Consider the following 23,564-nt stretch of genomic DNA (forward strand, 5'->3'; position numbering starts at 1 on the left):
ACCCAAGCAAAAAGCCAGCAATCAGGTAGACGACGGCGACTTCCTCGGCATCCCAAACCCACCGAGCAACGCAGCCAACGGCTGCTTGGAAGTCGACTTCTGCGGAGCCGCAGCAGACGACGCAGCCGCCTCCTCAACCTTCCTCACCGAAGCCGCCGAAGGCTCATAAGGCTTGAGGAAGAAATCATCCACAGGCTGCGCACGATGATGATGCGGCCGGTCGAACGATCCCGAGGACGAAGCCCCCGAACGCCGGCGACCACCGCGCTCGTCACGGCCCTCTGCACGGCCATCCACGCGCTCGCGCCGCGGCGGACGGTCTTCATGGTGATGCCGCACCGGCGTATCGACAGTCAGGTGTTGCACTTCCAAAGGCCGCTTGATCAGCTTCTCGATATCGGCAAGCTGCTTGCGCTCATTCGGGCTGCACAGCGACAGCGCGTCGCCGGAAGCACCGGCACGCCCGGTACGGCCAATCCGGTGCACGTAATCTTCCGCATTGAACGGCAGATCGAAGTTGATCACGGCGGGCAGCTCGGCAATGTCCAAACCGCGCGCAGCGACGTCCGTCGCCACCAAGGCCTCGATCTCGCCACGCTTGAACGCATCCAGAGCCTGCATCCGCTCATTCTGCGTCCGGTCCCCGTGAATCGCCGTGGCGATCACACCGTCGCGCTCCAGGCTCCGCGCCAGCCGGCTCGCGCCGATCTTGCTGTTACAGAACACGATTACCTGCTTCAGGCCGCGGTCGCGAATCAGCTTAACGACGGCGCCGGTCTTGTCGCCCTCGGCCACTTCATAAACGATCTGCGTCACATTGGTTGCAGTCGAATTGCTGCGCGCGACTTCGATCGTCTGCGGGTCGCGCAGATACGTGGCGGCCAGTTTCTTGATTTCGCCCGAGAACGTAGCCGAAAACAGCAGCGTCTGACGTTCCTTCGGCAGCAGGTTCAGGATGCGCTGCAAATCCGGCAGGAAGCCCATGTCGAGCATCCGGTCGGCTTCGTCGAGCACGAGGATCTGCACCTGACCGAGATTGGCGGTTTTCTGTTGCACGTGATCGAGCAGACGACCTGGCGTTGCGATCAGAATCTCGACGCCGCGGCGCAGCTGCTCGGACTGCGGATTCATGTCGACACCGCCGAACACCACTGCGCTGCGCAGCGCCGTGTGCTTCGCGTACGACTGCACGTTCGCCGCCACCTGGTCGGCCAGTTCGCGGGTCGGCGTGAGGATCAGCGCGCGCACCGGATGGCGGGCGGGCGATGCACTCGTGCTGGCCTGCGGCAGCAAGCGCTGGATGATCGGCAGCGAGAAGCTCGCGGTCTTGCCGGTGCCGGTTTGCGCGGCGCCCATCATGTCCCGGCCGGCCAGCACGACGGGAATCGCCTGCTCCTGGATCGGCGTAGGGATGGTGTAGCCCGATTCTTTGACGGCTTTCAGGATGTCGGGCGCGAGACCGAATTGATCAAAAGTCGCAGTACTGGGCGTGACGGCTGTGTCGGACATGGTGGCTTTCGCTAAAAATGCGCTTGGCGCGGTGCGCGCGGCAGCGGTCGGAACCGCAGAGGGCATCAGGATGAAGGCGGAGCCACGGCGTTCCGCACGGGACCCGTCAGTATTACGGGAAAAATGCGGCCGGCTCCGGCCGGCGGAAACACCCGCCGGAAAGGCCGGTATTGTAGCACTTCAGCAAAAACACTCATGGCGCATCTGCCGGCTTTCTGCTTACGACGGCGAAAGCCGGGCGGCGAGCCGCTCGCCGGACCGCCCGTGCCGGCCCCGAAAGCGACCTGCGAGGGTCGGAACGCTTCGCAGGCAGCGTAGTGCGCGCATGCGACAGATGCATGACAGTCCGGCTAAACCCGATCCGCCGCACCGCCAGTCACCACGTCTCGCGCATCACCATCAGGCGCATCTCGGTCATATCCTCGATCGCGTAGCGCACGCCTTCGCGCCCGAGCCCTGAATCTTTCACGCCGCCATACGGCATGTTGTCGACCCGGAACGACGGCACGTCGTTGATCACCACGCCGCCCACGTCGAGCAGATCCCACGCGCGATGCGCATGGGCGAGCGAATCAGTGAACACGCCGGCTTGCAGGCCGAAGTCGCTGTCGTTGACAGTAGCGAGCGCCGCGTCGAAATCGTCGAAACGCTCCAGAATCGCCACCGGGCCGAAGGCCTCCTTGCGATAGAGGTCGGTGTCGCGCTTCACGCCTTCGAGCAGCGTGGCCTCGAACATCGCGCCATCCACCTTGCCGCCGGCGACGATTTTCGCGCCCGCCTGCACCGCGCTTTCCATCCAGCCGGCGAGACGGTTGGACTCCGATTCGGAGATCATCGGCCCGACAAAGGTCTTTTCGTCCTTCGGATCGCCCATGATCAGCGACTTCGTCTTCGCGATCAGCTTCTCGCGCAGGGCGTCGTAGATCTTCGCGTGCACCAGAATCCGCTGCACGCCGATGCAACTCTGCCCGGACTGATAGAACGCGCCGAACGCCAGCCGGTCGACCACGTAGTCGAGCTTGCCGCCCTGATCGCCGTCGACGATCGCCGCCGCGTTGCCGCCCAGCTCCAGAATCACCTTCTTCTTGCCGGCCTTTTTCTTCAGTTCCCAGCCCACCGCGGGCGAGCCGGTGAAGGACAGCAGCTTGAAACGCTCATCGGTGGTGAACAGATCGGCGCCGTCGCGATGCGCGGGAAGAATCGAGAATGCACCTTTCGGCAGGTCGGTTTCAGCCAGAATCTCGCCCATGATCAGCGCGCCGACCGGCGTGCGGCTCGCCGGTTTCAACACGAACGGCACGCCTGCGGCGATCGCCGGCGCGACCTTGTGCGCAGTCAGGTTCAGCGGAAAATTGAACGGCGAGATAAACGAGCACGGACCGATCGGCACACGCTTCACATAGCCGTGATAGCCCTTCGCCCGCGGCGAAATCTCCAGATTGATGATCTCGCCGTCGATGCGCACCGACTCTTCGGCCGCCACCTTGAACGTGTCGATCAGACGCGTGACCTCGCCTTTCGAGTCGTTGATCGGCTTGCCGGCTTCGATACACAGCGCAAGCGCCAATTCGTCGTAACGCTCGCGAAACCGCTTCACGCAATGTTCGAGCACGGCCTGGCGCTTGAATGGCGGGAACGCGCGCATTGCCGGCATCGCGTCGACGGCATAGCCGATCGCTTTGTCGATCGCCGCCGCGTCCGCCATCGCCACACGGGTCGCCACTTCGCCGCTGAATTTATCCGTGACTTCGAGGTCCGTGTTGGCGGCCACCGCAACGTTGGCGAGGTAGTACGGGTAAGTCTTGTTCAACATGACGCGTTCTCCTTGATCCAATGCCTGACATCAGCCATAGAGCCGGCCAAGGGCTAGGCCCCGTTGCCGAGCATGGCCGCACCATTCATAGTTGGGCGCTTAGCCGCTTGATCTCGCGATTCAGCACACGTTCGTTGTCCGAGTAGTCGATCGGCAGATCGATCACATGCACGCCCGGCGTCGTAAAACATTCGCGCAGCAGCGGCGCGAATTCCGCGGCCGATTCAATGCGATGCCCCTTCGCGCCGTAACTCTCTGCATACGCGACGAAATCCGGGTTGCGCAGCGTCATGCCGTAGTCCGGGAAGTTCATGTTTTCCTGCTTCCAGCGGATCATGCCGAACGCGTCGTCGCGCAAAATCAGGACCACCAGATCGAGCTTCAGACGCACTGCCGTTTCCAGTTCCTGCGAATTCATCATGAAGCCGCCGTCGCCGCACACCGCCATGACCTTGCGGTCCGGATGCACGATCTTGGTCGCGATCGCCGACGGCAGGCCGGCGCCCATCGACGCCAACGCGTTATCGAGCAGCAGCGAATTCGGCTCGTGTGCGCGGTAGTAGCGCGCGAACCAGATCTTGTACATGCCGTTGTCCAGACACACGATGCCGTCCACCGGCGTGGTCTCGTAGACGTCGTTGACGATCCGCACCGGGTACATCGGGAAACGGTCGTCGTGCTGGCCTTTGACCAGATGCTCCTCGAAGTGCTGCTTGATCTCCTTGAAGCGCGTGAAATCCCAGTGTTCCTGACGCTCCTTGAGGCTTTCCTTGAGCTGCCACACCGCGTTGGCGATATCGCCGACCACCTCGATCTGCGGGAAATACACCGTGTCGACTTCCGCGCCGAGAAAGTTGACGTGAATCACCGTCTTCTCGCCGGCGTCGCCGCTGCGCATGAAAAACGGCGGCTTCTCGATCACGTCGTGGCCGACATTGATGATGCAATCCGCGTGGTCGATCGCGCGGTGCACGAAGTCACCGTCGGACAAGGTGGCGTTGCCTAGCCACATCGGGTGCGACTCGTCGATCACACCCTTGCCCATCTGCGTCGTAAAGAACGGAATGCCGATCTGGTCGACGAATTCACGCAACATCTTGGTGGTGGTCTTGCGGTTGCCGCCCGCGCCGATCATCAGCAAGGGATGTTTCGCCTTCGTGATCGCTTCGACCGCGCGCGCCACGGCCTTTTCTTCGGCAACGGGGCGGCGGCTGAAGCTCTTCGGAATCGGATGGCCGTCGCCTTCTTCGTGCGCGACGTCTTCAGGCAATTCGAGGTGCGTAGCGCCCGGCCGCTCTTCCTCGGCCTGACGGACCGCTTCGCGCACCGCGGCCGGAATGTTGGCGATCGACACGATCTGCCGCGTGTACTTGGTGAGCGGCTCCATCATCCGCACCACGTCGACGATCTGAAAATGCCCCTGCTTGCTGGATTTGATCGGCTTTTGCCCGGTCACCATCAGCATTGGCATGCCGCCTAACTGCGCGTATGCGGCAGCGGTCACGAAGTTGGTCGCGCCCGGTCCGAGGGTGGCCAGACACACACCGGTGCGTCCGGTGAGGCGTCCATATGTGGCGGCCATGAAACCGGCCGCCTGCTCGTGACGCGTAAGAATCAGACGAATTTTCGAGCGGCGCAGCGATTCGAGGAGATCGAGATTTTCTTCACCCGGGATGCCGAACACGTACTCGACACCTTCGGCTTCCAGCGATTTGACGAACAGGTCCGATGCTTTCATGGAGGGTCTCGCTTGATGAAACGGACGCGGGCCATGAGCCCGCCCGTTGAAGTCCAATATCGGACGATCGAAGACGACGACAGCCGCGCGAGCCAAGCGCAGCCTGACATAACGGCGACAGAGACGACACAGCCGACAGCAATGACAGCGGGCACAGCGGATGCCATGCCGGACAGCTTACTACTCGAACGGAAAGGATGTGCGCAGGCGGGCAGCGCCGCAAGGCAGGTACAAACGTAAGGCGCGGCAGGCGGCGTGTCTGAAGAAAGACGCCGCATCATGCTCAGCGATTGATGGTGACGCAGTCGGACAGCATCGGCGGGGCGTTTTCGCCATCCGTCGCGTCGTACAGGTCGGCGCGCGGGCCCTTGGTCCACCAGGTGTAGCTGCCGGCCTGATACTTCGCGCCGGAAGCGGAGATCGTATTGACGAACAGCAGTTGCTGGCCCTTGACGGGCACGAGCGCGAAGCTCTGGCCGTTCGCCGTGTTCCAGTAGGTCACCTGCAGAATCTTGCCGGTCGCGCAGGTGTATTTGTGCGTCTGGCGATTCCTCGCCTGAATGTCGGCGAGGTTCAATGGCGCGGCCCATGCATTGCCGTACAGCGCCGCAAGACCCGCTGCCGCGGTGACTGCAACAAGCCATTTCTTCATTCGAAGCCTCGATTGTTGTTGCACATCAAGCACGGACGGCACGCCTTGCGCTGCGGCTGTGTTGCGCGCCCGGAACGAACGCTCATGAGCCCTTCGCGAACCGATCGTGGATCGCTTATGGATCGATCACGTCGGCGCAAGCGTCGGTCGGCGCGGCGGCAACGTGCCCGACCAGCGGCACGATCTTCAGTCCCGCCGACGCCACCCGGCACGGCGCAGCGGCGAGGCCGCACCCTGTCATCCCTGCACACAGCGCGAGTATCACACCCAGTGCGCCGAGACGGCCGAACCTTCCAGACCGCACGTTCTTGCGGGTTTCCAGGGGCATACGTACCTCTACTTCAACGAACTTCAATGAGTCGGGTTTCGCGCGCGGCGGGTTTGCGCAGCGCGCGGGTACTCCACTTCACGGCACATCGACACGCTGCAGCGCCGCAAGGCAGCGCTTTAACGCGCCTTACTTCGTGGAAACCGGCCGCACCGCCGCCGCGGCCTGTTTCGCGCGCGAGCGTGCTTCGTCGGTCGTCTCGCCAGTGGCCAACGCCACGCCCATACGGCGCTTGACGAAGCTCTCCGGCTTGCCGAAGAGCCGCAAATCCGCATTCGGCACGGCCAACGCCGCCGCGACGCCTTCGAAAGCGATCGCCGTTTCGTCCAGCCCGCCGTAAATCACCGCCGACGCACCAGGCGCCCGCAGCGACGTATCCACCGGCAAACCGAGAATCGCGCGCGCGTGCAGTTCGAACTCCGAGAAGCGTTGCGAGCACAGCGTGACCAGACCGGTATCGTGCGGACGCGGACTCACTTCCGAGAACCATACGTCATCGCCGCGGACGAAAAGTTCCACACCGAACAGACCTCTGCCACCCAATGCCGCAGTGACCTTGTGCGCCACTTCGCGCGAACGTTCCAGCGCGAGCGGGCTCATCGGCTGCGGCTGCCACGATTCGACGTAGTCGCCCGCCACCTGCACGTGGCCGATCGGGTCGCAGAAATACGTGCTGACTTCGCCGCTCGCCGGATCGATCGCGCGCACGGTGAGTTGCGTGATTTCGTATTCGAAGTCGATAAAACCTTCGACGATCACCCGGCCGTGATTCACGCGGCCACCCGCCATCGCATATTCCCAGGCGGTTTCTACATCCGCATCGCTCTTCAGCACCGACTGCCCCTTGCCCGACGACGACATCACCGGCTTAACGACGCACGGATAGCCGACTTTGGCGATGCCCGCGCGCAGTTCCTCGAGTGAATCGGCGAACGCGTACGGCGAGGTCGGCAGACCGAGCTCTTCAGCGGCCAGACGGCGGATGCCTTCGCGGTTCATCGTGAGTTGGGTGGCGCGCGCGGTCGGGATTACCTCGGCGAGGCCGTCGGTTTCGATGGCGGCGAGTGCGTCGGTTGCGATAGCTTCGATCTCGGGGACGATCAGGTGCGGGCGCTCCTGTTCGACCAGCGCGCGCAAGGCGGCGCGGTCGGTCATGTCGATCACGTGCGAGCGATGCGCGACCTGATGACCCGGCGCATTCGGATAACGGTCGACGGCGATCACTTCGACGCCCAGCCGTTGCAGCGCGATGATCACTTCCTTGCCGAGCTCGCCGGCGCCGAGCAGCATAACGCGCGTGGCGGATTCAGAAAGGGGTGTGCCGATCCGTTGGCCGATCTGCATGGGGTCTCCAGATAAAAGTCGGATGAGGGTGGGATTGAGTAGAACACGATGTTAACATGCGTCCCCCGATGCGCACCCCGCACCGTAACCCGCACCGCACCCGCTGCGTCGACGCCGCGCTCGCGTGCGGCATGCCGAGTGCGTTACCCTTACGCCTTCGCCAGTTTGAAGAGGAACGACGTCATGCTCCAAAGCTCCTCCGCGCGAGGTGTTGCGCGCTTCATCCCCTATGCGCGCACGGCCATCGCCGCGTTGAGCGTCGCCGCGCTATGCAGCGCGTGCGCCATGCCGAAGCATCCCGACTCGGAAGCCACACCGCCCGATCCGTTCAACCCGGCCGCCACCCAGTTGCTCGACGACACCAGTTGGGTGCTCAGCGGCTGGAAACAGGCCGACGGCACGGCCCGCGCGATTCCGACCGCGGATCAGGGCGCGCCGATCACGCTCGTGCTCTCTACCGACAAAGGCCAGCGCCACGCCAGCGGCTTTTCCGGCTGCAATCGTTACATGGGCTCGTATGCGCTGAAAGACGGCAAGCTCAGCTTCGGCACCCTAGGCGGCACGCGCATGGCATGCGCGACGCCGGGCGGGCAGATCGAAGCTCCGTATCTCGACGCGCTGAACCACATCGACCGTACCGGCGTGCAGATGCGCGCGCCGCAGCAGATGCAACTGGTGCTCGATAACGGCGACACGCTCACGTTCGACCGCAGCGCCAAGTAATCGGTACGCTTACCATTGAGCGGTTCGGCCGGTGGACCGCCGGGCGGACCGGCAAGCGGATTTGCGCTTGCGGTCGACACGGTCCGCATGGCGCGCACACGTTGCCGTAGCAGCCGTTGTTTTTCACCGACGGCGGGCCGCACGCCGGCCTGCTTTCCCATTTGACGCAAGCATACTTGCGTCTGCCTTCGAAGCATCGGGCTTCGCCGGTTAAACTCGACGGATTGCGTTCTTGCGCGTCCGTCATTCGTTGATGTCTAGTATGCACACGGTAGTTTTCGGCTGGTTCGGCGGGTCGGCCGTCTGGTTCATTCCTCTTTTCTGGCGCCTCGTGAAGTCGGTGCTGCCGGGCGGCGCAGGCTTGCGCGGCCCCGGCACGATCCGCCTTTGGCTCGGCTTCGTCTGCGTCCTGGTGGCAAGCTGCACGCTGGAGGCGTCGCTGATCGGCGTGGCCGGCGCGAATGGCTTCGGCCACGCGCTGGCGGCGGGCTTCGGTCATCTGCTCGGCCATATCGGCACGCCGCTCGCGGCGCTTGCCCTGCTCCTGATCAGCCTGCCCTGGCTGATCGATTTCCGCTGGCGCGACGTCGCCGTATGGGCCGACGGTGCATTCGGCCTCGGCCTGTCACGCGGCCTCGCCAGGCGCGACGAGGAAGCGCGCCGCCATCGCAGCGTGGATGACGGTTTGCCGTCGCACATGTCGACATCGACCAATACGATGGCGCCCAAAAGCAATGGACGTTATGCGCGCCCGACCGTCTGGCGGCCGCCGGCGAACGGCCGCAGCGCAGCGACGGCTGCCGGTGCGGCTGGTGCCGCTGCGGCCAGGGACGCGGCTGCACGTGGCGCCGGGGCGAACTGGCGTGCCGGCGTAGTGAAGCCGCGTAGTCAGCCCACGCAGGCAGAGCCGGTGCTGCGCACGTCCGCCGCGACGCCACCGCGCCAGGCACCAAGGCAAGTGCCGATGCAGCCGACGACGCCGACACCCTTGCAGAACGCGGACCGGAGCGCATGGATGCCGGCTGAACCGGTCGCGCCGGCCGGATGGTTGCGTGAATCGGCAACGGCGCCGCGTGCGCCCGCATCTGCTGCTGGTTCGACAGCGGGATCAGGATCGGCAGCGACTCCGGCTCGTGATGGCGCATCGCAGGTTGGTCGACGTTCTGCTGGAGAGCAACGTCCGGTGGGATCGTCGGGCGCCGGCTCGGGGGCGGCGGGTACGGCCGGTTTCGCGGGAGCGGTCGCCGCGCAGGCCGCTGCAGCGCAAGCGGCACCTATCACGGCGGCAGCACGGATGGCGTCGGGTTCGGCAGCCGGTTCGGCGATGAACGCCTCGGCTGGCGAAGGCCGTCCGTCGACGATGCCGAGCTCAGCCGCCAATGCAGGATCCTCGGGAAGTCGCTCCACCACTGCCCAGCAGCCGTTCTCGCCTGCTCCGCGCGCAGACACCAACGCCGCGCCTACGCAGGCAACGCGGAGTCCGGCTTCTTTCAGCACGCCGGCCCCGAGTTATACCCGGCCGATGGCGACCGCACAGAAGGTAACGCCGCCCGCCAGCGTCCAGGAAACCCTTCGCAGCATCGCGGAAAACGCCGCGCGCTGGACCGACATCGCCGGCGTCAGCCTCGCGCGCAGCAGCGCGGAAAATGCGGTCGTCACTACGACTCCGGACGCTCCGACGGGTGCCGAGCCGACGCTCGAGGCTGGGCAATCGGACGTAGCTTCGTCTTCACATGCGAGCAATGTTGAAATCGCTGCGGTGCCGGATGTCAGCGCGCCTTTGCAGGACGCAGTCGAGGCCGCGCCGGACCACCACACAGCGACGCAATCACCCGTCGAAACGCCGCGAATCGAAGCCGCTTCTGAAGCGCCGCTCGAGGAAGATACCGAGCCCGTCGTGCAATGGCCGATTGAACCGCCGGTTATCCAGGCGCCGTTGGTTGCGGCACACACACCAGCCACGCAGCATGAAGCGCCGGTGCCCACGCCCACGCCCACGCCGTTTCAAATCTTCGCAGCCCAACTGGAAGCCAGCGACACGCAAACGGACGTGTCACCACTCGTCGAAGACGAACCGACGCAAGCGCACACTGCGACGCCCGCGCCGATTGCCGAAGTCGTCATCGATAAACCGCTCGCGCCCTGGGAAACCCGAATCGATGCTGTCGCTCCAGTCGATGTGGAAAAGACGGACACCCCTGCCCTATCGGATGTATCGGACGCGTTGGAAACAGTTGACGTTGCCGACGATTTGAACTCGTCAGCCGCTTCGGACGCTTCGGCCATCGTTGCGGCAGTAGAGCCGCAAAGCGCCGTATCGCACACGTCGAACGTGGTTCGTTTCCCTGGCTTCGCGGCTCAGGCAGCATCAGCGACCTCGGCCACCATCGTCGACGAACCCTCGACCGAACGCACCGACCCTGCGGAATCCGCAGAGCTCGCAGAACCCACCGAACCCACAATCCAGCGCACACCGCTGCGCGGCCACACCCCCGCCAACGGTTTCGAATTCCACGCACCCGCAGCATCGATGGTGGAATTGCCGACGCTCGATCTGCTCGCACGCGCCGACACCGACGTCGAACCCGTTTCGGAAGAAAAACTCATCGAAACCGGCCTGCTGATCGAGCAACGTCTGCAGGAATTCAAGGTGCCGGTCACGGTGGTCGGCCATTCGGCCGGCCCGGTCATCACGCGCTTCGAAGTCGAGCCCGCGCTCGGCGTGCGCGGCAGTCAGATCGTCGGCCTGATGAAGGACTTGTCACGCGGCCTCGGCCTCACGTCGATTCGTGTGGTCGAGACGATTCCCGGCAAGACCTGCATGGGTCTCGAGTTGCCGAACGCCAAGCGGCAAACGATCCGCCTGTCCGAAATCCTCGAAGCCAACGTCTACCAGAACTCGCATTCGCAATTGACGCTGGCGATGGGCAAGGACATCACCGGCCATCCGGTGGTCGCCGATCTCGCGAAGGCGCCGCACATGCTGGTTGCGGGCACAACGGGTTCGGGCAAATCGGTGGCGATCAACGCGATGATCTGCTCGCTGCTTTACAAGGCGACGCCCGAAGAAGTGCGGCTCATCATGATCGATCCGAAGATGCTGGAACTGTCGGTGTACGAAGGCATTCCGCATCTGCTCGCGCCGGTCGTCACCGACATGAAGCTGGCCGCCAATGCGCTGAACTGGTGTGTCGGCGAAATGGAAAAGCGCTACCGTCTGATGTCCGCAGTCGGCGTGCGCAACCTGGCCGGCTTCAATCAGAAGATCCGCGATACGGAAGCCAAGGGCAAGAAGCTCGGCAACCCGTTCTCGCTGACCCCGGATGCACCCGAACCGCTCGCGCCGCTGCCGCTGATCGTCGTCGTGATCGACGAGTTGGCCGACCTGATGATGGTCGCCGGCAAGAAGATCGAAGAGCTGATCGCACGCCTCGCGCAGAAGGCGCGCGCCGCCGGCATTCACCTGATTCTGGCGACGCAGCGTCCGTCGGTGGACGTGATCACCGGCCTCATCAAGGCGAACATTCCGACGCGCGTGGCGTTCCAGGTGTCGTCGAAGATCGACTCGCGCACGATCCTCGATCAGATGGGCGCCGAATCGCTGCTCGGCCAGGGCGACATGCTGTTCCTGCCGCCAGGCACGGGCTACCCGCAGCGCGTGCACGGCGCGTTCGTCGCCGACGAGGAAGTGCACCGGATCGTCGAGTATCTGAAGCAGTTCGGTGAACCGCAATACGAGGAAGGCATTCTCGATGGCCCGGCCACCGAAGGTGCGTCGCCCGATCTGTTCGGCGACACGCCGGATGCCGAAGCCGATCCGCTTTACGACGAAGCCGTTGCCTTCGTGGTGCGCACGCGGCGCGCGTCGATCTCGTCGGTGCAGCGGCAATTGCGCATCGGTTATAACCGCGCGGCGCGCCTCGTCGAGCAGATGGAGACGGCGGGCCTGGTGTCCGCGATGGGCATCAACGGCAGCCGTGAAGTGCTCGCGCCGGGACCGGCGGAATAAACGGCACGGGCCGGTAGCCGCCAACGCAACCAACACAAGCCAGACAAAAAAACGGGTCGCTCGAAGCGACCCGTTTTTTATTCAACGCGCGATATTCAGATCACCAGCGCCCCCACCTCAAGACGGCGACACCAGCTTGAAGTCCACCGGCGAATCGATCTCGATACGCTTCGGATCCGCTTCAAGCAATCCGCTCTGCTGATCGCGCTTGAACACATACACCGTGCCGCTGTTCTGATTGCCGACGATCAACCAGTTGCCGGTCGGGTCGATCGCGAATTCGCGCGGCGACTTGCCGAGGCTCGACTGGTGCCCAATCTTCTTCAGATGACCGTTGGTCGGATCGACCGAGAAGATCACGATCTCGTTCGCATCGCCGCGATTGGTGGTGTACAGGAAGCGTCCGTCCGGCGACAGATGAATGGCCGCGGCGCCTACCGCGCCCTTGAAGCCGGGCTCGATCAGCGAACTCGTTTGCACTTGCGTGAGCTTGCCGTCGGCGTAGTTGAAGGTACTAACCGTAGCGGCCAGTTCGCTCGTCAGATACGCATGCTTGCCGTCCGCGCCGAACACCAGGTGACGCGGGCCCGTGCCCGCTTTCTCCTGCGTGTAGCGCCAATCGGTCGGGCCGAACAGGCCGCGGCTGCCGTCCGGCGTGTAGCGGTACGAGTACAGCTTGTCGGCGCCCAGGTCCTGAGCGAACAGATAGTGACCGTCCGGCGAGAACACGGTGGAGTGAACGTGCGAGTTGTCCTGACGACCCTTCACCGGACCGCCGCCTTCATGGTGGACGGTGAGCACCGACGCGCCCACCTGGCCGTCCGCCTGCAATGGGAACACCGCGAAGCTGCCGCCCGGATCGGCCGCCACCGAGTAGTTCGCGGTCAGCAGATATTTGCCGTCCGGCGACAGGCTCAGATAGCACGGGTCATTGCCGTCCGCCGAGACCTTGTTGAGAAAGCTCAGCTGGCCGCTCGCGGCATCGAAGCGAAACGCGCTGATGCCGCCGCGTTGGGTGGCCGGGCCGTTGTCGCCGGGCAATTCGTTGACCGCATAGACGAAGCGCCGGTCACGGCTCACCACCAGATACGACGGATTGACCGTCTGCGCGACCGACACGCGGGTCGCTTCGCCCGTCTTCGTATCGAAGCGATAGACGTATATCCCTTCGCTCTTGCCCCCCGTGTAAGTGCCGACCAGCATGTCATAGACGCCATCGGCGGGAGCCGGGCCGGAATCTTGCGCAAACGCATGCGAAGCAACAATCGAGACCATGAGCACGAAACCTTTTATTATCGAGCGGGCGGAGCTTAGAGGAACTAGCCGGCCGCCGCGCCATGAGGTGGATCGAGCAGCAGAAGGCAAAGGAGCGCTTGAGACGGCACGCACAACGGCACGGTGACTACGAAGCATATGACCTCCTGGACATCAGTTATCCGGTTGTAATGGTGTCTCTGGTCTGCCGCGCCGTCGGTCGAATTGTTTTATCGAGGCAAGTATAAAAGCGTTGCGTCGGATCATGCAGCGAATCCGGCGGGCCACGTAGGCCAGGCCGCGTTCAGTTGACTGGCCTGCCGGCGCATGAGTAACAATTGTCCCGCCTGACGGGACGTTTTTTCAACCGCGTCTCACCCATCCCACACTACGGAGTTTTCATGAACGTCACACTCAGCCTGGGCCCGCTGGTTTCGTTGATCGCCGGTATTCTGATTCTTGTCATGCCGCGCCTGTTGAACTACATCGTCGCGCTCTATCTGATCATCATCGGCATCATTGGGATCTTCGGCGTGGGGTCGTCGCACTTCTAGGCGGCAACAGTCAGCCACGGAAGCTGCAAGAAGGGACGCACGACCGGGCGCAGTGCCGGCCCGGCGATGTCTCGCACGAAAGGGGGACTGGTGCGGGATAGGGCACGCGTACTGATGGCGGCTACCGCAATGCAACACGTGGCACAGCGAAGCGGTACGTACGCGACAGATTCGCATCGGACGCCAGGCGCCAGATGCAAGACAACAGCGGACTGCCCGCATGAAGCGAGCCCGCGCAACAGAGAAATGGAGAAACGATCAGCCGTTCGAAAGCTGATCCAGCCGCAAACGCCCCTGCAACGACAATCCGCCGACGGCATAATGGCCGTCACCTTCCTGATGACGGCGGAAGCAGGCCCGTTCGATCAGAAAGGCCGCCGCAGCCAGCATGCCGTTGCGGCTCAGGCCCAACCGGCCATGTTCGAGCGGCAACATCGAATCGTCAGCGAGTTCGCTGGCGGCGGAGAGAATTGTGATGCAATCGGATTTCGACGGGTTCAGCATTGCTTGGATCCTCGAAAGCGGCGTCTGCATTCGCCAGGGCAAGGCCGCTGCATGATCCGGAGGGCTCCGGGCGTCGGCTTGAAATCTGATTGTAGGCAGTGATTTGACAATTACCAACTCGCGTTTTGCCGCATTGCGCGCTGAACCAAAACGCATCGCGCGAGTCCGGTAACACAATGACCCCCAGCGAGGCGGCCTTCGCCTCGCCTAAAACAGACACCCTCCCCCATGCCCGCACTCATCGAAGACTATGCGCTTATCGGCGACGGCCACACGGCCGCGCTCGTCTCCCGCGAGGGTTCGGTCGACTGGCTCTGCTGGCCGCGCTTCGACTCCGGCGCGTGCTTCGCCGCCCTGCTCGGCACGCCCGACAATGGCCGCTGGCTGATTTCGCCAGTCTCCGATACGCCGCCCACGATCACACGCCGGTATCGCGGCGAGACGCTGGTCCTGGAAACCGATTTCGAAACGCCCGAAGGCGCGGTCACGCTGATCGACTTCATGCCGCCGGGCAATGGCTGGTCGGAGATGGTGCGGATCGTCGTCGGCAAACGCGGCACGGTGCGCATGCAGATGGAACTGGTGCTGCGCTTCGACTATGGCTTTTCGATTCCGTGGGTGGACCGCCTGAAGCACGACAGCGGCATCAAAGCGATCGTCGGCCCGGACACCGCTGTGCTGCGCACGCCAGTTGAGTTGCGCGGCGAGAACATGAAGACGGTCGCGGAGTTCACCGTGAGCGAAGGCGAGCGCGTGCCGTTTTCACTGGCCTATGCGGCTTCGCACCTGCGCATTCCGCCCGGACGCGATCCGCACACGTCGCTCGCCCGTACCGAGAACCATTGGCTCGAATGGTCGTCGCGCAGCACCGTCGAAGGCAAATGGGCCGCGCAGATCCGCCGCTCGCTGATTACATTGAAGGCGCTGGCGTACGAGCCGACCGGCGGCATCGTCGCCGCGCCCACCACGTCGCTGCCGGAACAGTTGGGCGGTACGCGCAACTGGGACTACCGCTATTGCTGGCTGCGCGACGCCACCATTACGCTGCTCGCGATGATGCGCGGCGGCTATTACGACGAAGCGCGCGCCTGGCGCAGCTGGCTCGGCCGCGTGATGGCCGGCGCGCCGGATCAATTGCAGATCATGTACGGGATCGCCGGCGAACGGCGCCTGCCCGAATTCGAAATCGACTGGCTGCCGGGTTATCAGGACGCCAAACCCGTGCGGATCGGCAACAACGCGGTCGGGCAGCGCCAGCTCGACGTCTACGGCGAAGTGATGAACGCGCTGCATCTCGCACGCGTCGGCGGCTTGCAAGCGGACGACACCGCATGGAACGTGCAGCGCGCGTTGCTCACCCATCTCGACACGATCTGGCAAGAGCCGGACGAAGGCATCTGGGAAACGCGCGGCGGCCGCCAGCACTTCACCTTCTCCAAGGTGATGGCGTGGGTCGCCTACGACCGCGCCATCCGCTCCGCCGAAATGTTCAAGCTGGAAGGCCCGCTCGATGAATGGCGCGCAACCCGGGCGACAATCCACGCGGAAGTCTGCGCGAAGGCGTGGAATCCGGCGCTCAACGCGTTCTCCCAATCTTATGGCAGCGATCAGCTCGATGCGAGCGTGCTACTGATGCCGCTGGTCGGCTTCCTCCCACCGACGGATCCGCGCGTCAAAGGCACTGTGTCCGCGATCGAAAAAGATCTGATGCACGACGGCTTCGTGATGCGCTACCGCACCACGGAATACGACGACGGTCTGCCGCCCGGCGAAGGCACCTTCCTCGCGTGCTCATTCTGGATGGTGGACAACCTGGCGCTGCAAGGCCGCATCGACGAAGCCGTCGCGATGTACGAACGGCTGCTCGGCCTCTGCAATGACGTCGGTTTGCTGGCGGAAGAGTACGATCCGGCAGCGAAACGCCTGGTCGGTAATTTTCCGCAAGCATTTTCCCATGTGGCGCTGGTGCACACCGGTTTGAACCTGATGAAGCACGAACAGGCCATGGCTCAGGCCACCGGGCAGCCGCCCCATATCGGCACGCTGGCTGAGGAACTTGAGGCTGCGGCAACCCCCGATAGCGGCGCGGCAGCATCGTCAGTACCATGATTTAATGACAGTTTGCGCGCAGCCCGCGCGCAAATTGCTGCATTGCACAAGTACGCTTTGTTCAGTATGATCCAGCAGACTGTTGGCCGAAAATCAATGCGCCTACAACCAATACGGCCTGCCGCAACGCCACACGCGTGTTTGCCAAGCCCCATGCGAACCGCTTAAACGGAGCACCCATGCTCTACCAATTGCACGAATTCCAGCGGGCGATGTTGAGCCCCCTCACCGCCTGGGCCCAGGCCGCGTCGAAATCGTTCGCGAATCCCGCCAGCCCGCTAGCCTATGTGCCCGGTGCCACACGCCTCTCGGCCGGTTACGAACTGCTCTACCGGCTTGGCAAAGATTACGAAAAGCCTGAGTTCAACCTTCATCAGATTGTCAAAGACGGTCATAACATTCCGATCATCGAACAAACGATCATCGAAAAACCGTTTTGCCGCCTGATGCGCTTCAAGCGTTTCGCGGACGACAGCGACGCTGTTACCCAATTGAAAGATGAGCCGGTCGTGCTGGTGTGCGCACCGTTGTCAGGCCACCACGCTACGCTCCTGCGCGATACCGTGCGCACGTTGTTGCAAGACCACAAGGTCTACCTGACCGACTGGATCGATGCACGCATGGTGCCGCTCGAAGAAGGCGAGTTTCATCTCGACGATTACATCGCCTACATCCAGGAATTCATCCGCCACATCGGCGCGAAGAATCTGCACGTGATCTCGGTCTGCCAGCCTACCGTTCCGGTGCTCGCCGCCATTTCGCTGATGGCGAGCCGCGGCGAAGACACGCCGCGCACCATGACCATGATGGGCGGCCCGATCGACGCGCGTAAGAGCCCGACCTCGGTCAACTCGCTCGCCACGCAGCACTCGTACGAATGGTTCGAAAACAACGTGATCTTCACGGTGCCGCCGAACTATCCGGGCGTGGGCCGCAAGGTTTACCCGGGCTTCCTGCAGCACACCGGCTTCGTGGCAATGAATCCTGAGCGCCATGCAGCCTCGCACTGGGACTTCTACCAGAGCCTGCTGCGCGGCGACGAAGACGACGCGGAAGCACATCGCCGCTTCTACGACGAGTACAACGCTGTGCTCGACATGGACGCGGACTATTACCTCGACACGATCCGCGTGGTGTTCCAGGAATTCAGTCTGGCCGAAGGTACGTGGGATGTCGCCGGCGAACGTGTACGCCCGCAGGACATCACGAAGACCGCGCTCTTCACGATCGAAGGCGAGCTGGACGATATCTCCGGCGACGGTCAGACGTTCGCCGCGCAAGGGTTGTGCAGCGGCATTCCGGAGAAGAACAAGCGCCACTTCACCGCGGAAAAATGCGGCCACTACGGCATTTTCTCGGGCCGCCGCTGGCGCACCATCATCTATCCGCAGTTGCGCGACTTCATCCTCGAGCACAACAAGGCGCCGAAGGTAGCGAAGGAAAAAGTCGAAGCCTGAGCACCCCGCACGCAGAGATAAGCAACGGCCTCTTCTTCAGAGGCCGTTGTCGTTTCTGGTGCTTCTTTTGCTGCTTTCTTGTCGCTTCTTATGCCGTCGATGCGCGGCCGCGTTGCGGCTTACTTCCGCAACAGATACGCCAGCAGCAACTCGGTGTTCATCTGGACGACTTCGCTGCGCTCACTCGCACTGCTGAAATCGCGACCAAGAGTTGCTTCAAGCGTGAAGCGGTTCGACACGATGTAGTAGCCCATGCCGGACAGCGTCACGTAAAAGCGCAATGGATCGACATTGGTGCGAAACAAGCCCGCGCGTTGACCCCGCTCCAGAATGCTGCCGAGCGTGGCGACGATCGGTGAGATCATTTCGCGGATGCGCGTCGACTTCTGCATGTAGCGTGCCTCATGCAGATTCTCGTTGTTGACGAGACGCAGCAACTCGGGATGATCGCGGTAGTAATCCCAAACAAAATGCGCGAGACGCGTAACAGCCTCGACGGGTGCGATACCGTTCAGTTCGAGCGTTCGCTCCGCTTCATTGAGCGCGCTAAATGCGTGCTCGAGTACAGCCGTGAAAAGCTGCTCCTTGCTACCGAAGTAGTAATAGAGCATGCGTTCATTAGTTTCCGCGCGGCGGGCGATCTGATCGACGCGTGCGCCGAACAACCCTCCATTTGCAAACTCTTCGGCCGCCGCAAGCAGAATGCGGCGCCGCGTGCCTTCAGGATCTCTTTTGATTTTCGGCTGATTCATGGTGGCATCGTCTTCGTGAGCCGCGTTATCCGGATCGCGCCGCCGGCCTCTCCTCGGGCCTTGCACCGACAGCACTGAACGGGCTGGTTGGGGGAACACCCTTCTGCGGTCTTTCGAAAAAGCGCTTCGATTATGGCACATGGATTGCGGATGGCAATTGGGGAAATCGGCGATAATGTGCTATTTAGTTCAAGCCCAGCGCTTGCGCTTAGTTGCAGCCTTAGTTGCACAAATTCGCGCCTCTATTCGTGTCTGTATTTGCCTATATTGACGCGTGTTTGCCCGCTTTCGCAGCGCTTTTGTGTTGCCCCGGTCTGCCGCGTGTTTTCCCTAACCCGCGCTCGGCAAACTGTGCGGCCACGAGGCAAGCCCCAACGTCGTGACCGTGACCGATTCCAGAACACTCGCAGATCGCATCGAAGATCTGCTACCCCAAACGCAATGCACGAAGTGCGGTTATCCCGCATGCCGTCCGTATGCCGAAGCCGTCGCCCATGGCGAGGCTAACTACAATCAGTGCCCGCCGGGTGGCGCCGAAGGCATCGCGCGCCTCGCCGCACTGCTCGGCAAGCCGGTGATCCCGCTCAATTCCGCCAACGGCGTCGAACGGCCGCGCCCGTTGGCGGTTATCGACGAACAAGTTTGCATCGGCTGCACGCTGTGCATGCAGGCTTGTCCGGTCGATGCAATAGTTGGTGCACCGAAACAGATGCACACGGTGATCGCCGAGCTCTGTACCGGTTGTGACCTGTGCGTGCCGCCCTGCCCGGTCGACTGCATTGCGATGCCACCGGTCACCGGTGAAGCAACCGGCTGGGACGCATGGAGCCAGAGCCAGGCTGACGCCGCGCGCGAGCGTCACAACCGGCGTGAAGCCCGTCTCGCACGCGAACGCGAAGCGGCCGAGGCGCGTGCTGCAGCGCGGCGAGCGGTCAGCAGCGCGCCTGCTCAGGTGATGGAAACCGGTGCTGCGGCAACGCCCGCCGCACCCGCAGCGGACTCCGCCGAAGCGAAGAAACGCGCGATCATCCAGGCCGCGCTCGAGCGTGCACGCCAGAAGAAAGAAGAGTTGGCCGCCAAGGGCCAAGGTCCGCAGAACACCGAGCGCGTCAGCGCCGACGTGCAGGCACAGATCGACGCCGCCGAAGCACGCCGCCGCCGTCTCGGACTCGCTGCGGACAACACCGCGGGTAACTCCGGGGGTAACACCCCGGGTAACACAGAATTTCCGCCAACGAAGCGCTAACCTCTAACTCCACGCCGCGCATGAACGCGAACAAACGCCGCGCCATCTACGAGACGCTTCAGAGTCTCAACCCGCATCCCACGACCGAGCTCGAGTACACCACACCGTTCGAACTGCTGATTGCCGTACTACTGTCGGCGCAAGCTACCGACGTGTCGGTGAACAAGGCAATGCGCAAGATGTTCCCGGTCGCGAACACACCGCAGAAGGTCTTCGATCTCGGCGAAGAAGGGGTGACCGGCTACATCAAGACGATTGGCCTCTATCGGACCAAAGCGAAGAATGTGATCGCAACCTGCCGCATTCTGCTCGACCAGTACGGCGGCGAAGTACCGGAAGATCGTGAAGCGCTCGAGAGCTTGCCGGGGGTCGGCCGAAAAACGGCGAACGTGATCCTGAACACGGCGTTCGGTCATCCGACCATCGCTGTCGATACACATATCTTTCGGGTTGCGAATCGAACCGGCCTCGCACCTGGCAAAGACGTGCGCGCGGTTGAAGTGGCGCTGGAGAAATTCACGCCCGCCGAGTTCAAGCAGGACGCCCACCATTGGCTGATCCTGCATGGCCGTTACGTATGCAAAGCGCGCCGTCCGGAATGCTGGCACTGCGCGATCGAGCCGCTCTGCGAATTCCGGCCCAAGACACCGCCGCCGGATCTTTGAGGGCGGAACCGTTCGGCGAGCGGATGAGCGGACGACCAGACGAGCGAACGCCGCATCGCCGCCGCGCGTTTGTCCGGCGCGTACGGCGGCTCGCACTCAGCGCGCCCGCGGCCTCCGCTGCGCTCCGGTCCACTGACGCGCCGCCAGCAAGCCGCCCTGCCTCGGCGTAAAATCACCCCCTTCCAGCCCGCCTCACACTCAACACACCGCCCCCACGATGTTCAATCCCAGCCGCGACGAAGTCCGCCAATTTTTCACCGACACCTGGCGCAAGCAGCGTCAAGGCGAGATTCTGACGCCGCTCGAAGCGATCGCCGCCGACTGGATCGTCGAGCATCCGGAATATCACGCCGACCTCACCAGCACGGAAGCCGCCCAGGCTCAGGATTACTCGCCCGAACGCGGCCAGACCAACCCGTTCCTGCATCTATCGATGCATCTGGCGATCACCGAACAGTTGTCGATCGACCAGCCGCCGGGCATCCGCGCGGCGCACGAGCGGCTGGCCGCCCGGCTCGGCTCGACCCACGAAGCGCAGCACGCGATCATGGATTGCCTCGGCGAAACCATCTGGGAAGCACAACGCACCGGCACCCCGCCTGACACGGACGCGTATTTGCAGCGCATCGAGCAGCGCGCCACGCGGGACTGAGACTAAGGCAAGCAGGGCGACTCAGCGCCCGTTAGCACGCTAGCCGAACCCGCCCCCCGCACAAACCCTAGCTCCAAAAGCACAACACCCCGCCGAAGCGGGGTGTTGTTCAATCTGAAACCGTGCAAAAGCAGCGCAGCGCGATTACTTCTTCTGCACCAGCGCGCCGTCCAGCGATTCGATGTAGGCCGCGATGTCTTTCATGTCGCTTGGCGAGAGGCTTTGGACCTGCGCCTGCATGATCGCGTTGTTGCGACCGAGGTGCGGGTTACCGTTGCCCATCTGATACTGACGCAACGCCCAGTAGACATAGTCGGAATGCTGACCCGCGAGCTTCGGATATTCCGGGCTCACCGGATTGTTCAGGTTGACGCCGTGGCAGGCCGCGCAGTTGTGGGTGTTAGCCAGCACCTTGCCGTTGCCGGCGTCAGCGGCGTGCGCGACGTTCGCAGCAAACAGACCGATAACTGCCGCCGACGCACATGCAGCCTTGAACACCGTGTGGAGTGCCTGTTGGGGCTTATTCATGAATTCTCCTATCCCGCGAATATAAATAGCCGAGTGACCGCCTGGATGACCGAAGCCGATCACTTGTCGGGATTGCTCTTCGAAGAGGAATTTTGCGCTGCGTAGTAGGCAGCGATGTCAGCGATGTCCTGATCAGACAGCGACGCGGTGATCGCGCGCATCGTTTCGAAATGGCGGTCGCCCTTCTTGTAGCCGTGCAGGGCATTCTCGAGGTACGCCTGATTCTGGCCGCCGAGCATGGGCACGCGGTAGACCTCAGGGTAAGCCGTGCGGTATTCAGGGATGCCGTGGCAGCCAATACACATCGCGACCTTGCCTTGGCCCGCCTTCGCGTTGCCGACGACATCCGCTGCCTGCGCACTGGCCGCATAGCCCGCGAGCACCGACAGCGCTGCGATCACGACGTGTTTGCCAACGAATTTATTCATAGCATGTAACCTGGCTTGAGGGGAAACGGGCGCCCGAAAAGGCAACGGCCCGCGCCGTTATTCTTATGGGTAGCCACGCAGGCCAAAAAAATCGGGCTAATTGTACCGCGACGCCGCGCCGAACGTCCACCGCGCGGGGCCAGAAGCCTATCCGGCCGCCGCAAAGCCGCTGCTGGCGCCATTTTGCTCCGCCGCACCGGCTCCGCATGGCCTCGCGCCGTCCGCTGCGTGCTGCCCGCTGCGCCCACGACGCCCGGCGCGCCCACCCACCGGGCACGCCGGGCGAGCACGGACTGCTCGCGAACGCCGCGTATGCACGTGAACCGGCGTCCAGCACCGCGGGTGACACCTTACGCCAGGCTGATTCAGCCCAACAGGCCTTCTGACTTATACTGGGTTTTTTCCCAGAAAAGAGCATCTCGCCATGCGTTTTGAAGGCTCATCGCAGTACGTCGCCACCGACGACCTCAAGCTCGCGGTCAACGCCGCGATGACGCTGAAGCGCCCGTTGCTGATCAAGGGCGAACCCGGCACCGGCAAAACCATGCTCGCGGAAGAGGTCGCCGCCGCGCTCGGCATGCCGCTGCTGCAATGGCATATCAAGTCCACCACCAAGGCCCAGCAGGGCCTGTACGAGTACGACGCGGTATCGCGCCTGCGCGATTCGCAACTCGGCGACGAGCGCGTCAAGGACATCCGCAACTACATCGTCAAGGGTGTGCTGTGGCAGGCGTTCGAGTCTGAGGAGCAGACGGTGCTCCTGATCGACGAGATCGACAAGGCTGACATCGAATTCCCGAACGACCTGCTGCGCGAGCTCGACCGGATGGAGTTCTACGTGTACGAGACCCACGAGCTGATCCGCGCGAAACAGCGCCCGCTCGTGATCATCACGTCGAACAACGAGAAGGAGCTGCCCGACGCGTTCCTGCGCCGCTGCTTTTTCCACTACATCAAATTCCCCGACCCGGTGACGATGCAGCAGATCGTCGAGGTGCACTACCCCGGCATCAAGAAGGAACTGCTCGCCGCGGCGATGCAGAGTTTCTTCGAGTTGCGCAACGTCGCCGGTCTGAAGAAGAAGCCGTCCACGTCGGAACTGCTCGACTGGCTCAAGCTGCTGCTTGCCGAGGACATTCCGCCCGAAGCGCTGCGCTCGTCCGACCAGAAGCAGATCATCCCGCCGCTGCACGGCGCGCTCCTGAAGAACGAGCAGGACGTGAGCCTGTTCGAGCGGCTGATCTTCATGAACCGCAACAACCGTTGATTACCCGTTGACGAATCGTTGACTGATCGCGA

20 protein-coding genes are annotated in these 23,564 nt (G+C 63.1%); 9 read left to right on the top strand and 11 right to left on the bottom strand.

Going from position 1 to position 23,564, the window contains the following annotated elements; genetic code table 11:
- Positions 1–21: 21 nt before the first annotated feature.
- The 6 genes from M0D66_RS18660 to purT all read right to left on the bottom strand — a co-directional run bounded on the left by M0D66_RS18660 (position 22) and on the right by purT (position 7,384).
- Entirely contained in the window at positions 22–1,509 is a 1,488-nt protein-coding gene (locus M0D66_RS18660) for a DEAD/DEAH box helicase (protein ID WP_200564412.1), read from the bottom strand.
- Positions 1,510–1,885: 376 nt separating this feature from the next.
- A complete protein-coding gene (locus tag M0D66_RS18665) occupies positions 1,886–3,322 on the bottom strand; it encodes an aldehyde dehydrogenase family protein (RefSeq protein WP_093639434.1) in 1,437 nt (478 codons plus the stop codon).
- A gap of 85 nt (positions 3,323–3,407) precedes the next feature.
- Complete coding sequence (locus M0D66_RS18670; RefSeq protein ID WP_093639430.1) at positions 3,408–5,060, bottom strand: acetolactate synthase large subunit; 1,653 nt, start codon at positions 5,058–5,060, stop codon at positions 3,408–3,410.
- Between the two features lie 283 nt (positions 5,061–5,343).
- Positions 5,344–5,712: an MliC family protein gene (locus tag M0D66_RS18675; RefSeq protein ID WP_093639424.1), complete on the bottom strand. Its 369-nt coding sequence runs from the start codon at positions 5,710–5,712 to the stop codon at positions 5,344–5,346.
- Between the two features lie 115 nt (positions 5,713–5,827).
- Positions 5,828–6,040: a DUF6726 family protein gene (locus M0D66_RS18680; RefSeq protein ID WP_093639421.1), complete on the bottom strand. Its 213-nt coding sequence runs from the start codon at positions 6,038–6,040 to the stop codon at positions 5,828–5,830.
- A gap of 129 nt (positions 6,041–6,169) precedes the next feature.
- Complete coding sequence (gene purT, locus M0D66_RS18685) at positions 6,170–7,384, bottom strand: formate-dependent phosphoribosylglycinamide formyltransferase (RefSeq protein ID WP_200651596.1); 1,215 nt, start codon at positions 7,382–7,384, stop codon at positions 6,170–6,172.
- Positions 7,385–7,567: 183 nt separating this feature from the next.
- Between purT and M0D66_RS18690 the strand changes: the two genes are divergently transcribed.
- The gene (locus M0D66_RS18690; protein ID WP_200651595.1) at positions 7,568–8,107 is read left to right on the top strand and encodes an META domain-containing protein; all 540 of its coding nucleotides are present in this window, start codon (positions 7,568–7,570) and stop codon (positions 8,105–8,107) included.
- Positions 8,108–8,369: 262 nt separating this feature from the next.
- On the top strand, positions 8,370–12,116 hold the full coding sequence (locus M0D66_RS18695; RefSeq protein ID WP_200651594.1) for a DNA translocase FtsK: 3,747 nt from the start codon (positions 8,370–8,372) through the stop codon (positions 12,114–12,116).
- Positions 12,117–12,233: 117 nt separating this feature from the next.
- Here the strand turns inward: M0D66_RS18695 and M0D66_RS18700 are convergent, their stop codons facing one another.
- Positions 12,234–13,529 (bottom strand): lactonase family protein, encoded by a 1,296-nt coding sequence (locus tag M0D66_RS18700; protein ID WP_200651593.1) that lies wholly within the window; start codon positions 13,527–13,529, stop codon positions 12,234–12,236.
- Between the two features lie 242 nt (positions 13,530–13,771).
- Between M0D66_RS18700 and M0D66_RS18705 the strand changes: the two genes are divergently transcribed.
- Positions 13,772–13,924 carry a DUF3096 domain-containing protein gene (locus M0D66_RS18705; protein WP_007175701.1) on the top strand — a complete coding sequence of 51 codons (153 nt, stop codon included), beginning with the start codon at positions 13,772–13,774 and terminating at the stop codon, positions 13,922–13,924.
- A 258-nt stretch (positions 13,925–14,182) separates the two neighbouring features.
- Here the strand turns inward: M0D66_RS18705 and M0D66_RS18710 are convergent, their stop codons facing one another.
- Complete coding sequence (locus M0D66_RS18710; protein ID WP_054035019.1) at positions 14,183–14,428, bottom strand: hypothetical protein; 246 nt, start codon at positions 14,426–14,428, stop codon at positions 14,183–14,185.
- A gap of 228 nt (positions 14,429–14,656) precedes the next feature.
- Here M0D66_RS18710 and M0D66_RS18715 point away from each other — a divergent pair, with 228 nt between their 5' ends.
- The gene (locus tag M0D66_RS18715) at positions 14,657–16,537 is read left to right on the top strand and encodes a glycoside hydrolase family 15 protein (RefSeq protein ID WP_093639406.1); all 1,881 of its coding nucleotides are present in this window, start codon (positions 14,657–14,659) and stop codon (positions 16,535–16,537) included.
- A 179-nt stretch (positions 16,538–16,716) separates the two neighbouring features.
- A complete protein-coding gene (locus tag M0D66_RS18720; RefSeq protein WP_093639403.1) occupies positions 16,717–17,994 on the top strand; it encodes a polyhydroxyalkanoate depolymerase in 1,278 nt (425 codons plus the stop codon).
- Positions 17,995–18,113: 119 nt separating this feature from the next.
- On the opposite strand, the gene M0D66_RS18725 is transcribed toward M0D66_RS18720, so the two are convergent.
- A complete protein-coding gene (locus tag M0D66_RS18725; RefSeq protein WP_093639400.1) occupies positions 18,114–18,746 on the bottom strand; it encodes a TetR/AcrR family transcriptional regulator in 633 nt (210 codons plus the stop codon).
- Positions 18,747–19,131: 385 nt separating this feature from the next.
- Between M0D66_RS18725 and rsxB the strand changes: the two genes are divergently transcribed.
- The 3 genes from rsxB (at position 19,132) to M0D66_RS18740 (ending at position 21,309) form a co-directional block, all read left to right on the top strand.
- Positions 19,132–19,992: an electron transport complex subunit RsxB gene (gene rsxB, locus M0D66_RS18730; RefSeq protein ID WP_266211102.1), complete on the top strand. Its 861-nt coding sequence runs from the start codon at positions 19,132–19,134 to the stop codon at positions 19,990–19,992.
- A 20-nt stretch (positions 19,993–20,012) separates the two neighbouring features.
- A complete protein-coding gene (gene nth, locus M0D66_RS18735; RefSeq protein ID WP_093639394.1) occupies positions 20,013–20,657 on the top strand; it encodes an endonuclease III in 645 nt (214 codons plus the stop codon).
- A 217-nt stretch (positions 20,658–20,874) separates the two neighbouring features.
- Positions 20,875–21,309 carry a DUF1841 family protein gene (locus M0D66_RS18740; protein ID WP_054035021.1) on the top strand — a complete coding sequence of 145 codons (435 nt, stop codon included), beginning with the start codon at positions 20,875–20,877 and terminating at the stop codon, positions 21,307–21,309.
- Positions 21,310–21,453: 144 nt separating this feature from the next.
- Here M0D66_RS18740 and M0D66_RS18745 read toward each other — a convergent pair whose 3' ends face one another.
- Positions 21,454–21,837, bottom strand: a complete 384-nt coding sequence (locus M0D66_RS18745) for a c-type cytochrome (RefSeq protein ID WP_093639391.1) — start codon at positions 21,835–21,837, stop codon at positions 21,454–21,456.
- Between the two features lie 59 nt (positions 21,838–21,896).
- Positions 21,897–22,265: a c-type cytochrome gene (locus M0D66_RS18750; RefSeq protein ID WP_007175710.1), complete on the bottom strand. Its 369-nt coding sequence runs from the start codon at positions 22,263–22,265 to the stop codon at positions 21,897–21,899.
- A gap of 424 nt (positions 22,266–22,689) precedes the next feature.
- Here M0D66_RS18750 and M0D66_RS18755 point away from each other — a divergent pair, with 424 nt between their 5' ends.
- Entirely contained in the window at positions 22,690–23,532 is an 843-nt protein-coding gene (locus tag M0D66_RS18755) for a MoxR family ATPase (protein WP_093639389.1), read from the top strand.
- The last annotated feature ends 32 nt before the right edge of the window (positions 23,533–23,564 follow it).

This window comes from Paraburkholderia sp. SECH2 (assembly GCF_030464795.1).
GTDB lineage: Bacteria > Pseudomonadota > Gammaproteobacteria > Burkholderiales > Burkholderiaceae > Paraburkholderia > Paraburkholderia aspalathi.

What these genes read in the sequence shown, in the direction of transcription:
- M0D66_RS18675 (WP_093639424.1), bottom strand. Translation starts at nt 5,712, where the DNA reads ATGAAGAAATGGCTTGTTGCAGTCACCGCGGCAGCGGGTCTTGCGGCG.
- M0D66_RS18750 (WP_007175710.1), bottom strand. Translation starts at nt 22,265, where the DNA reads ATGAATAAATTCGTTGGCAAACACGTCGTGATCGCAGCGCTGTCGGTG.
- M0D66_RS18710 (WP_054035019.1), bottom strand. Translation starts at nt 14,428, where the DNA reads ATGCTGAACCCGTCGAAATCCGATTGCATCACAATTCTCTCCGCCGCC.
- M0D66_RS18695 (WP_200651594.1), top strand. Translation starts at nt 8,370, where the DNA reads ATGCACACGGTAGTTTTCGGCTGGTTCGGCGGGTCGGCCGTCTGGTTC.
- M0D66_RS18720 (WP_093639403.1), top strand. Translation starts at nt 16,717, where the DNA reads ATGCTCTACCAATTGCACGAATTCCAGCGGGCGATGTTGAGCCCCCTC.
- M0D66_RS18745 (WP_093639391.1), bottom strand. Translation starts at nt 21,837, where the DNA reads ATGAATAAGCCCCAACAGGCACTCCACACGGTGTTCAAGGCTGCATGT.
- M0D66_RS18690 (WP_200651595.1), top strand. Translation starts at nt 7,568, where the DNA reads ATGCTCCAAAGCTCCTCCGCGCGAGGTGTTGCGCGCTTCATCCCCTAT.
- M0D66_RS18725 (WP_093639400.1), bottom strand. Translation starts at nt 18,746, where the DNA reads ATGAATCAGCCGAAAATCAAAAGAGATCCTGAAGGCACGCGGCGCCGC.
- M0D66_RS18715 (WP_093639406.1), top strand. Translation starts at nt 14,657, where the DNA reads ATGCCCGCACTCATCGAAGACTATGCGCTTATCGGCGACGGCCACACG.
- nth (WP_093639394.1), top strand. Translation starts at nt 20,013, where the DNA reads ATGAACGCGAACAAACGCCGCGCCATCTACGAGACGCTTCAGAGTCTC.
- M0D66_RS18755 (WP_093639389.1), top strand. Translation starts at nt 22,690, where the DNA reads ATGCGTTTTGAAGGCTCATCGCAGTACGTCGCCACCGACGACCTCAAG.
- purT (WP_200651596.1), bottom strand. Translation starts at nt 7,384, where the DNA reads ATGCAGATCGGCCAACGGATCGGCACACCCCTTTCTGAATCCGCCACG.
- M0D66_RS18680 (WP_093639421.1), bottom strand. Translation starts at nt 6,040, where the DNA reads ATGCCCCTGGAAACCCGCAAGAACGTGCGGTCTGGAAGGTTCGGCCGT.
- M0D66_RS18670 (WP_093639430.1), bottom strand. Translation starts at nt 5,060, where the DNA reads ATGAAAGCATCGGACCTGTTCGTCAAATCGCTGGAAGCCGAAGGTGTC.
- M0D66_RS18705 (WP_007175701.1), top strand. Translation starts at nt 13,772, where the DNA reads ATGAACGTCACACTCAGCCTGGGCCCGCTGGTTTCGTTGATCGCCGGT.
- M0D66_RS18700 (WP_200651593.1), bottom strand. Translation starts at nt 13,529, where the DNA reads ATGCTTCGTAGTCACCGTGCCGTTGTGCGTGCCGTCTCAAGCGCTCCT.
- M0D66_RS18660 (WP_200564412.1), bottom strand. Translation starts at nt 1,509, where the DNA reads ATGTCCGACACAGCCGTCACGCCCAGTACTGCGACTTTTGATCAATTC.
- M0D66_RS18665 (WP_093639434.1), bottom strand. Translation starts at nt 3,322, where the DNA reads ATGTTGAACAAGACTTACCCGTACTACCTCGCCAACGTTGCGGTGGCC.
- M0D66_RS18740 (WP_054035021.1), top strand. Translation starts at nt 20,875, where the DNA reads ATGTTCAATCCCAGCCGCGACGAAGTCCGCCAATTTTTCACCGACACC.